Raw genomic sequence first — 11,676 nt, 5'->3', positions numbered from 1 at the left:
CTTTACTCATTCTTATACTGCACCCAAGTAGTGTAGTCGGATCCATTTTATTTTTCGGTTAAGAACTGCCAAGCCTTTGATGCATGACCTTTAAACTCTTTTAATTCTTTGTCAATAAAAGGGATGTTCGAAGTCACCCAAGCTGAAGCATCCATCATGAATGGGATAGCTGTGTATATTAAAGCGGCAAACATAATGATAATAAAAAAACGAGCAAAGACCTTCGCCTTGCTATCTGAAATGGTTTGCAACGACTTATTACAAGCATCCCAACTAAGCTTTGCGATAATTAAGACAACACTTAACTCCAGTGCAAATATGACAAGTGCAATAAAGAAAAATACAGCTAGAAAAAATGCGCCTTCAATTAAACCTGCTAAAACGTCCAACCAGCCCCTCCTACCATCAAGATACAAACGTCTCATAATGATATAGTTATCATTTTTATACCGTGATTTAGTTTATATTTTATTGATAAAGAGAGAAAAGGTGATTACTTACCCCCCTCAAGCACGGCGAGCGCATGAGTGAACAAAATACAATCAACCAATCAACCAGAGTGGAATTTTCTTATACGAAGCGCCGTGAAATCATCCTTGATGGCTTAACTGCCGCATCCCTGCGGCAGATATTCGGCTAAGAAAACATCACTAAACGCTCAAAAACATTCATGCGTTTGCCCTGCAGCCACCCTCAGGGATCTCTAGCTGTAACAAGATATTGCTTTATCGCTCGATAAACTCAAATACGACGAACTTCATTGGCTGCAAACAAAGCCAGAGCCTAGCTAAGCTCTACGTCTTAGCTTTAACACTATCCCCAAGGCAGCAAACAGCATCGCCATAAACAGCACTATGCACATAATAATGTCACGGGTGGTACGTTCCATAAATGGGCGGGTAAAATTCCACTTATGCAACAAGCTAAATGAATACCCTTCATAGCGTGCACTATCGGTTAATCTGTCGACTAAAATCCCCGTCGCTGGATCAACAAACAGCTTATCGCCTAGCTCACTGTCATAATCTAGCTGCCACACGGGTAAGCGCTTGTTCCGAAAATCATAATGCATACCAAAGTGAGTGATTAATTGAGTTTGAGTTAATTGCTCAGGCGGTAATCCGAGCTGCTGACTGGCCATCGCTATGACCAGTTTTTCATCATCAAAGGGGACTCGCTGTCCGGTTTTAGTCGAGATATAAAGGGCTGGGTCGGTAATGGCAATACCATCATAAATAGCATCTCGTGACGGGGCTTGATGGTGGTGAGCATGCTCTTTGGCTCCGGTTGAGGCAATCGCATCGTGCACATGTCCCCCTTGTGGCTTACCTTTAGCGGGTAAACTCAAGCGATAGATAAGCTGACCTTGGGGGTCACGGATCAAACTCAATCCATTAAGCATAAAATCCAGCTCTTTGCTCGCCCACACCTGCTGATTGAGTTCATCATCTTGCCAAGTTAACGGCTCACTTAAGCGCATGCCACCGTGCTCATCGGCAAAGGAAGCATGGAGCAAATGGTATAAGCCACTGCCACTAAAGCCAAGCAAGGGCAGCCAAATTGCATAAGCCACTAAATGGTGCAGATTACGCTGCCAACTCACCTTATTACTGCGCTTAATCGTCATCACCATGGCCATGCCCGTTAAGGTCATTAGCACCAATACGAGCATCAAGGCCGCCACTAAAAACACCCGCGCGTATTCAAAGTCATCAAGCCAATGCCAAGTATGTAAGGCGCGAAACCAAGACTGTACTTGGGTTTTGTAGTTATTGGTTAATCCGGCTTGAGCATTGGTTTCGGTATGCACATAAATAGTGAGATTATCTGGTGTGGCAAACTCCAATTTATATACGGGTAACAAGCGATTTACCCAAGGGTAAGCGCTATCAAATTCGGTTTGAAATGATACCCCTTGGATTTCTGTTTCAGTCAAACCAGTATAATGGCGAGCTAACCACTTAGCGTGGGCAACATCATGATTGGCCAGCTCTTGATGACTAGTTAAATCAAAATACCGTCTTGGTAACATGGCATCGGGTGTTACTTGCAGGACAGCCCCATCCACCGAGGGCACAACCTTAACCAATAACGCTTGATTAATGCCGTGCTGCTTTAACACCTCGGGCACCTGACTCACCAAACTAGCAGGCAATTGCGCCTTGGGCGGAAAAAAAGCCGCCAATTTTGGCCCGGTCCAACTCATCAATGGATGCAATAAACCCGATAATGCCCAGATAAACAAACTAATGAACGCCAGCCATGCTAGGCGGTTGTGCCATTTTTTGGCCGGTTTTAATAGCGACCTAAATAGAGTAACTCGCATAGTTCTACCTCAATTTTGGTTTTTACATCGCCAAGTCATCAACTTGGCGACATGGGTTTGTTAAAACTGCGCATCTATGCCTAAATAAAAGCTGCGCGGCGCGCCCGGTCGATAAGAAATCTCAGGGTTGCCTACTTGGTTTGAGGTATATGTGGAATAACGGGTATCGGCTAAGTTCATCACCCGACCTCGCAGCATCACGCTGTCGGTAATGTCATAGCTAACCCGTAAGTTAAATAAATCATGCCCCTTGTATTTATTGGTGTTGGTTTCGTCGGTGTAGTATTCACCTAAGTGCTCCCACTCCGCTTCAATTGCTAGCCCATCTATGGCTAACGGCGCGTATTGGAAGGCAAGATTGCCCATGGTGTTGGGCGCTTTACCGACATCAAAACCCGCATAGTTGCGCGTTTCAACAACAGGTGGAACACAAGCTGGCGGATAGCAAGAGTAAATGTATTGGTACTCTTTGTACTCTTGTTGATTATAAGTAAAGCCCGCGTTCATCCCCCACTCGTCGGTTAAGTCACCCGCAAGGGATAACTCAATGCCTTGATGTTGCGTTTTACCAGCATTAGTGGTTTTTCGATCGCGGCCATCGATATAACTCACCACCTGATTTTTCACTATCATGTGGTACAAGGTCAGGTCATAACCAAAGCGTTCACTTAAATCACCACGAAAACCTATTTCAAAACTGTCGGATTCTACGGGTTTAAGATCTGTTGTATTGACCGTTGAGCCAGAGCGAAATAGCTGGCCAACCGAAGGGATCCGAAACGCATTACGGTAGTTAGCATAGGTTTGGTGATTTGGCGTAAAACGATACACAGCGCCAAATTTAGGGCTGAGGTGATTAAAGTCTAAGGTTTGCGAATCGGGGCGTAACCAACGGCCACGGCCAAGGGTTTCACTGACACCGCTATCTAGCTTGTCATTGTAGTCCAAATGAAAATAGTCATAGCGCAGCCCCGCCACTAAACGCCAATTATCTGCCGGAGTCCATTCGCCATGCACATAGGGTGAAATAGAGGTTTGGTCGGCATCATAGTCATAATGAGTACGACCCGTTTCATTGTAATCGGTAAAAATATCGCCCTCTTTGGTCACCGAAATTTGCTTTTCTTGGTAATCAGATACGGTGTGATCAATATCGACACCAGCGATCAATTCAGCTTGTTCAAAGGAGTAACGATACTTACTTAATAAGCCAAATGACTGGAAGTTGGTTTCACGAATGTTAGGATCATAAGTCACCATCCAACTCGGCATCATCTTAGTGGTATTGTTGCGATAAAATGGCGTAAAACTCAGCAGTGAAACATCGCTTAGCTCGGTTGCAATCTCGCCGGTCAGACGAAATGCCCTGACATCACGAAAACCAATATCGCCATGATATTTATTCTTAGTCGGATGATGTTTGTAATCATCTTGTTCTAAATCCGATACGCCGCTTTGGTCAACATAGGTATAAGCAGCAATCAACTTATATTCAGTGGCATTCGATAAATCACCATCAAAGCGCAGCGAAGTAGAATAACGCTGATAGTCTGACTCGTCACGATAGCCATCGCTATCGGTCACATTAAGCTTAAACGCGACACCATGTTCATCATTAATATCTGTGCCGGCCGAAATCAGCGCGCGCTTCCAACCATGCTCTCCCCCTTCCAGATTAACTCTGCCCGAGGTGTAATCAGGGCTGGCCTCGGTGATCGAATTAATCACACCACCTATCGCGTCACTGCCATAGAGCGAAGATCCCGGCCCCTTGGTTACTTCTAAACGCTCGGCTTGGGGAATGTTCACTTCATACAAACCGTTGTGATTGAAGAAACCGGTAGGACGCGTTGGCACGCCATCTTCTAGAAACAGATAAACGCCAGCCGTTGAAATGGGCTGACGAATCGCTGTCATATGGCCTTCGCCGCCGAGATTATTCACGTGTACCCCTGCCACCCGATTGAGTAACTCTGAGGGATGCGAAGGTGACACAGCTTCGATTTCTGCTTTGTCTTGCACGCTGACACTTTCAGCCAATTCACTGCGCGATTTACCTTCACGCGTGGCCGTGATCACCATGGTCTCAATACCGCTTGTCGTCGTTTCAACTTGGCCCTGAGTTTGCTCTGACTCAGACTGCGCAAGCGCGGTAAAAGGCACCACACTGCTTATCGCTAATGCGAACAAGGTTTTTTTAGTTGTTATTTTCATTTTAAATTCAACACGTTTATAAGCTAACAAGGCGTACCATGGCATTGCTGCCAAAAAACGCTTTGCTTAGCAAAATCAATTTCGAGATTGAATTTGCCAGAAAAATCAAGCTGTAACCTAAGTTACACAGCAAGGCTTTCCAACAAAATCAGATTAAATAAGGCGGTTAAACGTGTTGTGACGGCGGGGCTCGCAGAAGGGGTTGAAACCAAATCGCATCAGCATATTCGAGGCCATTGGATTGATACCAAATCGCCGTTAGCTGACTTAATAATAAGCTGGCTTTGATGCCAAGATAAACCTGTTGCAGTGTGCCTAAATCAACACAAGGCACACACAAGGCGCATTTAAACTTAGAAAAAGGTGAATTACCGTGGCCATCTAAACCACTGACATCAAGCATCTGATTGCCATCGGCGCTCGTGTTAGCATCGGCAAACAGTTCACTGGCCTTAACCCACTTAAAGCCAGTTGCGGTACAAATTAAGATTTTTTCATTAGGATCAAAGCCCTGCAGCGCCGGATTAACGGCACTGGCAGCGCTGGCATAGAAGGGCAGCATCAGCTTCAGCAAAACTGATATTACGAGAAATCGCGCCCATTTACGTAAACATCCTTGTTTCATGGCGCAGGAGAGTAACCATCGCCCTTGAAAAAATCAACATTTCTTTAACAATAATTTACATACACAGCACCGCGCGGCTTCAGTTCATCACAGTGTATTTGCAACTTATTCTTATAGCAGTAAACTAAACGGGCTTTATATACCCAAGTTACTTCAAGATGCTTGTTCAGCGAGAATTTGTAGGCTGTTAGGCGCGACGCTGATTTGAGACATAGTCATTCTACGTTGAAAATCAGCAACAAAGCATAACAGCCTACAAAACTCGCCCTTTGGGAGCCGCTCATTATGTTCATTTTGTCGTTAAAAAGCCTCGAAAGGGAATGCCATTCCTTCGTCTTTTTGCCTCAAACTGAACAGAATGAGCGGCTCTGAATCCTACATCTTGAAGTATCTTGGGTATAAGCACATTCTCAGGGCGGGGTGAAATTCCCCACCGGCGGTAAATTGTTGTCCACCTCGATGTCGAGATAAACAAAAGCCCGCGAGCGCTTGATTAATTCACTTTAATCAAGGTCAGCAGATCTGGTGTGACTCCAGAGCCGACGGTCATAGTCCGGATGAGAGAGAATAAAGATAATGCGCGAGTTTATCCGTTAGCAGGCTATTGTCAGCCGTTTTGCTAATGGGTTATTTGCGTAGGCTTTTTCGTGGTCAAACACGCCTCTATCAGCCCTGATTCTGGTATCTATTTATTGAAGGAATTTACCATGAGTCAGTCTTTACTTACCCCATTTGGCATGCCACACCAGCGTGTTGAGGCGGCATTAATTGCCCTGCAACAAGGTCAAGGTGTATTAGTCGTTGACGATGAAAATCGTGAAAACGAAGGGGATTTTATTTTTTCAGCGCAACACCTCACTACTGCACAAATGGCCATGATGATCCGCGAAGGTAGCGGCATCGTGTGTTTATGCTTACCCGAAGACCGAGTTAAGCAACTCGATTTACCGCAAATGGTTAGCCACAATACCAGCCAAAATCACACTGCTTATACCGTAACTATCGAAGCAAAAGTGGGCGTAACCACAGGCGTTAGCGCCGCCGATCGCGTGGCCACCATCAAAGCCGCCACCGCAGCCAACGCCAAGCCCGAAGATTTATCGCGCCCCGGCCATGTGTTTCCGCTAAAAGCGGTTAATGGCGGGGTCTTGGTTCGCCGCGGCCACACCGAAGCCTCGGTGGATTTAATGCGTTTAGCAGGACTTGCTCCCTTTGGCGTGATTTGCGAATTAAACAATATTGATGGCTCAATGGCACGCTTACCTGAAGTAGTTAACTTTGCCGAGCAACACCAAATGCCAGTGTTGTCGATTGAAGATTTGGTGAGTTACATAAAAAGCCAACAAGCGTTAGCTGGCTAATCCCTAAGCCGCAGTCATGCGGCTATGCAACAATATCATCACCCCACAACAGCTACTTTCCCCCTTTCTTCCTAAATGGCATATCCACAAAAATGAGAAATAAATAGCGATCTAGCTCTAAAAGATCAATATGCAAACTATTGCATATAAAACTATACACATATCATAACCATCACCTATCAGACTAGAAATCCGTGAATGACAGGTGTGATTGCACCTACTCACTCCTTCAACGAGGAAATCATGACCATGAAGCCAGCTTTGTTATTGCCTGTTATTGTTACCCTTAGTTTATTGATTAGCGCCTGTGGCTCAGGAGGTGGAGGGGAAAAAGCAACAGATGGCGCAACCACCCCTCCTGCTATAACACCAACTGACGAGCCAATTGCGCCAACCGAGCAGCCAACTCCGCCCCCTGCTATGCCAACCGAACAACCCTCCACCGATCCGACGCCCGTACCAGAAATGCAAAGCTGGCGTTTAGATTGGTCAGCACCGACTCAACGGGTTGATGGCTCGGATTTATCTGAGGCAGAGATTAGCGGGTATGTGATCAAATGGACCAACACCGCGACCCTAGCAACAGGCGAAGTCACGGTTGCAGCAGGGGAGACTAAATATCAACTAGATCTGCCTAGCGGAGACTATCAATTTGAGCTAGCAACTAAAGACAGTGTTGGCCGCCTCAGCCAATTTATTACCCCCGAATAGTAGGGGTGATATGCTTTGTTATCTCACTTGTTTCAGCCAATTAAACTAGATAGTCGCAGCCTTATGAAAATACGCCTAGTAACAAGTTTACTGCTTACCTTCGCCGCTTTTTCAGCGCAAGCCGAGCTGATTTTTCAAGATGATTTTGAAAGTCATCCCGACTGGGTAGCGGGGATCACGAATCCGGATAACCCCACCGCTCGGCCTCATTCCAATACGCCACCCAATGGTTGGTATGCCCTGCGCACCGATCCCGCCCGCGCCCCCTCAATGGGGGATTTAGATCGCCATGAATCCATCGAGATTAAAGCCGCGCCAGAAAAAGCGCGTTCAGGCGTAAAATCGGCGCAGTTTTATCGAGATGCACTGTCGACACCGGACTGGAAATGGTGGTCGGACGGCATATTGGCAAAAAAATTCGATCAAGATTATGACCAACTGTATGCGTCTTTTTACATAAAGTGGCAACCCGATAGCCCTCACCCCCATTCCCTTAGCAAGTTGTTTCGCATCACTCACACCGAGGGCGTTGGCAGTCAAGTATTTCGTAACTTTCACGACGGCTTTAATGGCCCTACCGCTGGCTGGATGTATGTACACAACGATTATGGCTTGCGCAACACCATCATGATGCGCGGCTACCCGCCCATGACCAACTACTACTTTGAAGAAGGCGGCGCTAAAGATCTGCCACGCAACATTTATAACGGTGATATGAGCCTAAATTGGAATAGCAACCTCACCGATCTCAACCGCGATGGCATTGATGATAATCCCAATACCTCGCTACGCAGTTGGCTCAATGATGAGCTGATCCCAGGCAGCTATCATGAAGGCATCATCAGCCCGCAAGATCTGTTTGGCGATAGTAACAAAACCGGCTGGCGACGTATTCAGTTCTTCGTCAAGATGAACTCAGCGCCCGGTGTTACCGATGGCGTAATGGAGCAATGGATTGATGGCCAGTTGGTGTTTGCTAATTATCAAATTCCTTGGGTCGGTGCGTCAGCCACCAAAATGGTGGGATGGAATTTAATCAAAGTGGGCGGTAACGATTACATCAATAAAAAACTGGACGATAGCCTGAGATTTGAAGACTGGTACGCCATTGACGATATTGAAATACATACCGCGCATCCTCATACGCCGGCAGCCCCTGCTAACGTTAAGGTTGAGAAGCTCATATGATATTCAATCAATCAAACCTATTTAGCGCTAAAGCTGCACCTATCTTGCTTGGCGCTTGTTTGCTCATGCCAAGCGCACAGGCAGATGTGTTGTTTTATGAAACCTTTGATGCTCAGCCCGATTGGACCACGGACGATTATAAGCGTGATGGCACCTTACCCGAAGGGTGGTTCTCCGCCCGCGCGCAAGAGCTCTGGTCGCCGTACACCGGCCACCCAGATCGCCAGCCCAACGCCCAAATTCTGGCCGCCAACAGCGATAAAGCCAAGGGAGGTAAAGGCAAATCGTATGTCATGTACCGCGAGTCCGGCGGCGTGCCCAAGCAATGGAACTCAGACAGTATTCTGGCTTATTACCTCGGGCCAGAAGTCGGCCCCTATCAATACGGCACCCAGTACGATCCGCAAAGTGGCTATGAAGAAGTCTACATCCAATTTGATATCACCTTTTCCAACGACTTTATCCAGCGTTACTACGATCACGGCCTAGGACAAGGCAAGGGAGCACGGATTTACCACTTCGATGGTAAACAGCTTTATTCATTTTTTAGCGGAGAGCAAAATCCCGCATTCATCTGGGATTTTTCGGGTACAACCACCTATGGCATGCGCAACTTTTTGTCCTTTTATCCCAGACAAAAACCCGAGCGCCCTTACACCGCAGTAAAAAATCCGCCGGTGCAAATGCATCGCGGCGATATGTCGGCCAGCTATTTGACCACCACCAAAGGCATGATGCCAGACGGCAGCGATGCCAAGGTTTTTGATCTCACTAAAAACGACGGCAGTTTACTACCCGGTCCCGTCGCCCATGCCGATCAGGTGTTTGGCGATGAAAAACACTGGGTCACCATGGGGTTTTACGTAAAAATGAACTCCGCCCCCGGCGTGCACGACGGCGTAATGATGCAGTGGTTAAACGACCAACGCATCATGTTTAACGACCAAATCGCTTGGGTAGATGAAACCCGCAACATGGTGAAATGGAACATAGTCGCCATCGGTGGCAACGATGCCTACAACGCCATCGCTAAAGAGCTGCGCGACGAACACTGGTTTGCCATCGATAATGTGCTGATTGCCAACCACTTACCCAATGTGTATGCCCCCGATGCCAGCTTAACACCAGCGGCTCCCACCCAATTTACGGTAGAACAACAATGAAAACTATCCTATCCACCAGCTTCGCCATGGCGCTCTATGTTATCTGTTTTGCCGGTGTCGCCGCACCGGCGCCTTACCTTGCCTTCACCGACCTGATTTCAGGGCCACAATCAGGACTCGGTGATGGCAAGGGTCAAGGCACCATTATTACCCTTTGGGGCAACCGTTTTGGCAGTGAGATGGGCACGATCACCCTGACTGATGCCCAAGGTAAACAACACCCCGCAGCGCATATTTATTACTGGAAAAAAGCCGACGGCCAACTGCCCGGTGGTCCAGCCGATTTATGGCGCTCCCATGAAATGGATGAGTTAGCCTTTTCATTACCCGCCTCCCTGCCCGATGGCCCTATTAGCATAAGCCTTAGCACAGCCTCAGGCGTAATCAGTGACAACCAACTGCCTTTTACCGTGCGACCGGGACGCATATTTCATGTTAAAGACGGTGGCGACAACACCACCTCAGGGCAATTTGACGACCCTTGGCAGTTTATCAGCCGCACCACGTTTCAATATCCAGCCCCCGGCAATGGCGGCCTAGAAGCCGGCGATATTGTTTACAGTCATGGCGTACGCGAAGTGATGGAAGAAGAGCCAAGGCCCGGCTTAGGCCGTAGCATGGCAGGCATGTGGCTAGTGCAATTAGAGGGCACCGCCGAGCGTCAAATTGCCATTGCCAGCTACCCCAACACGCAGGCCTTGGTATCGGGTGCCAACTGGGGCATTCATCCTTATTTGTCCACCGGGCTGGTTATATCCAAATACCGCGTCGAAGTGGGCCACCAAGCCGATCTGGGCCCCAATGCACCGGTGCAAGGCGTGCCTAATGCGCAGCTATCAAATGAGAATATTCGCGCCAGTCGCTGGGGCCGAATTATCGGCAATTACCTGCTAGAGCGCGAAGGCATGTGCGCCGATGGCTTTGCCGGGGCTATCGTCAGTAACGGTCATCAGGGCGATGGTTTAAAAGCGCTGGGCAATCATATCTTTGACCATGGCTGCGACCAAACCTCACACTTTCAGCACACCACTTATATTACGGTGCGCCAAGATGGTGCAGGCAAAGAGCAGCTCGATGGTTGGGAATTTGGCTGGAACCACCTAGAAAACAACAAAGCCAAATTTGGCCTGCATTTCTATGATCAAATGAACTATGGCTACGAGCAGTGCCTTGGCTTTAAGCCCGGCGCGGTGATCAAGGCTCACAACAACTACATCATCAACCAAAAAGGCTCGGGCATTAATGTGCATAACTACAGCCGCGAACTGACCGATGCAGCAGGCCAAAAGTACATCCCCCCTTGCTGGCAAGTGGATGTACAAATCTACAACAACGTCATCATCAACTCAGGCCTTGGCCCCGTGGGCGAGCTCAATAACGGCACCGCGCCTTATGGCATCACCGCTGGCGGCCATATATTAGGCCAGTTTGATATATTTAATAACACCATTTCCGGCGTGTCCGATGAGTCAGCAAGACAATATGATGCCAATGGCCACACCGTGATTAATGAGCCCGATGCCATCAAGCTACAACGCTGGCAACCATCGACATTTAGGCTGTTTAATAATCTAGTGGATGTCGACTTCCCCATGCCTTATCTCACCTTGGACGACCCTGAAGCCGATGTTGGCGCGTTTGAGGTCAGTCATAACCTTTGGTTTAACACTACCAGCGACAGCTGGAGCCAGCGCGACAGTGAGCGATTTTTGCTAAACACCGGAGCAAACGATGAATTTATCCACCCCGCCATCGCCCTGAAAACCCCATTTAAACTTGAGCAAAACTCACCCGCCCTTAACGGCGGTATGCTAGATGCCAAAGCAAAACACGACTTTTATGGCGTAGCAACGGGCGCAATCATGCATCGCGGCGCAGTGAACGGCCACCTGCCTGCTAAACCCATGCCCCCGGCGCAGGTGAATGTGACCAAGCTGGCAACAAACTAGCCCCAGCAATGGGGCTACAATCAGAGCGAAGAGATGAGCGTATAAAATGCAATTAACCCAACGATCATAGTGGAATTTTCTTATTCGAAACGCCGTGGAATCATCCTGGATGGCTTAACTGCCACATCCTTGCGGCAGA

9 protein-coding genes and 1 riboswitch are annotated in these 11,676 nt (G+C 47.8%); of the genes, 5 read left to right on the top strand and 4 right to left on the bottom strand.

Features of this window, described 5'->3' with window-relative positions; genetic code table 11:
* Positions 1 to 47: 47 nt before the first annotated feature.
* From ACK8OT_RS06510 to ACK8OT_RS06495, 4 genes are all read right to left on the bottom strand, one after another.
* Entirely contained in the window at positions 48 to 389 is a 342-nt protein-coding gene (locus ACK8OT_RS06510; RefSeq protein WP_410195690.1) for a hypothetical protein, read from the bottom strand.
* Positions 390 to 787: 398 nt separating this feature from the next.
* Positions 788 to 2,326 carry a hypothetical protein gene (locus ACK8OT_RS06505; protein ID WP_410195689.1) on the bottom strand — a complete coding sequence of 513 codons (1,539 nt, stop codon included), beginning with the start codon at positions 2,324 to 2,326 and terminating at the stop codon, positions 788 to 790.
* Between the two features lie 60 nt (positions 2,327 to 2,386).
* Positions 2,387 to 4,540, bottom strand: coding sequence for a TonB-dependent receptor (locus ACK8OT_RS06500; protein WP_410195688.1), 2,154 nt, complete (start codon positions 4,538 to 4,540; stop codon positions 2,387 to 2,389).
* 166 nt (positions 4,541 to 4,706) lie between these two features.
* The gene (locus ACK8OT_RS06495) at positions 4,707 to 5,102 is read right to left on the bottom strand and encodes a hypothetical protein (protein WP_410195687.1); all 396 of its coding nucleotides are present in this window, start codon (positions 5,100 to 5,102) and stop codon (positions 4,707 to 4,709) included.
* 465 nt (positions 5,103 to 5,567) lie between these two features.
* Positions 5,568 to 5,738: riboswitch (FMN riboswitch) on the top strand.
* Positions 5,739 to 5,872: 134 nt separating this feature from the next.
* On the opposite strand from ACK8OT_RS06495, the gene ribB reads away from it, so the two are divergent.
* From ribB to ACK8OT_RS06470, 5 genes are all read left to right on the top strand, one after another.
* Positions 5,873 to 6,526, top strand: coding sequence for a 3,4-dihydroxy-2-butanone-4-phosphate synthase (gene ribB / locus ACK8OT_RS06490; protein WP_410195686.1), 654 nt, complete (start codon positions 5,873 to 5,875; stop codon positions 6,524 to 6,526).
* Between the two features lie 243 nt (positions 6,527 to 6,769).
* Positions 6,770 to 7,237 (top strand): hypothetical protein, encoded by a 468-nt coding sequence (locus ACK8OT_RS06485; protein WP_410195685.1) that lies wholly within the window; start codon positions 6,770 to 6,772, stop codon positions 7,235 to 7,237.
* Between the two features lie 63 nt (positions 7,238 to 7,300).
* Entirely contained in the window at positions 7,301 to 8,425 is a 1,125-nt protein-coding gene (locus ACK8OT_RS06480; protein ID WP_410195684.1) for a hypothetical protein, read from the top strand.
* Entirely contained in the window at positions 8,422 to 9,588 is a 1,167-nt protein-coding gene (locus tag ACK8OT_RS06475; protein ID WP_410195683.1) for a hypothetical protein, read from the top strand. The genes ACK8OT_RS06480 and ACK8OT_RS06475 overlap by 4 nt, the downstream gene beginning before the upstream one ends.
* A complete protein-coding gene (locus ACK8OT_RS06470) occupies positions 9,585 to 11,537 on the top strand; it encodes a hypothetical protein (protein ID WP_410195682.1) in 1,953 nt (650 codons plus the stop codon). The genes ACK8OT_RS06475 and ACK8OT_RS06470 overlap by 4 nt, the downstream gene beginning before the upstream one ends.
* The last annotated feature ends 139 nt before the right edge of the window (positions 11,538 to 11,676 follow it).

It is taken from the genome of Motilimonas thetidivivens (genome assembly GCF_046452435.1).
Lineage (GTDB): Bacteria > Pseudomonadota > Gammaproteobacteria > Enterobacterales > CBDFNC01 > Motilimonas.
The sequence above is the reverse complement of the archived record's forward strand: the minus strand, read 5'-3'. Positions and strand labels throughout refer to the sequence as shown.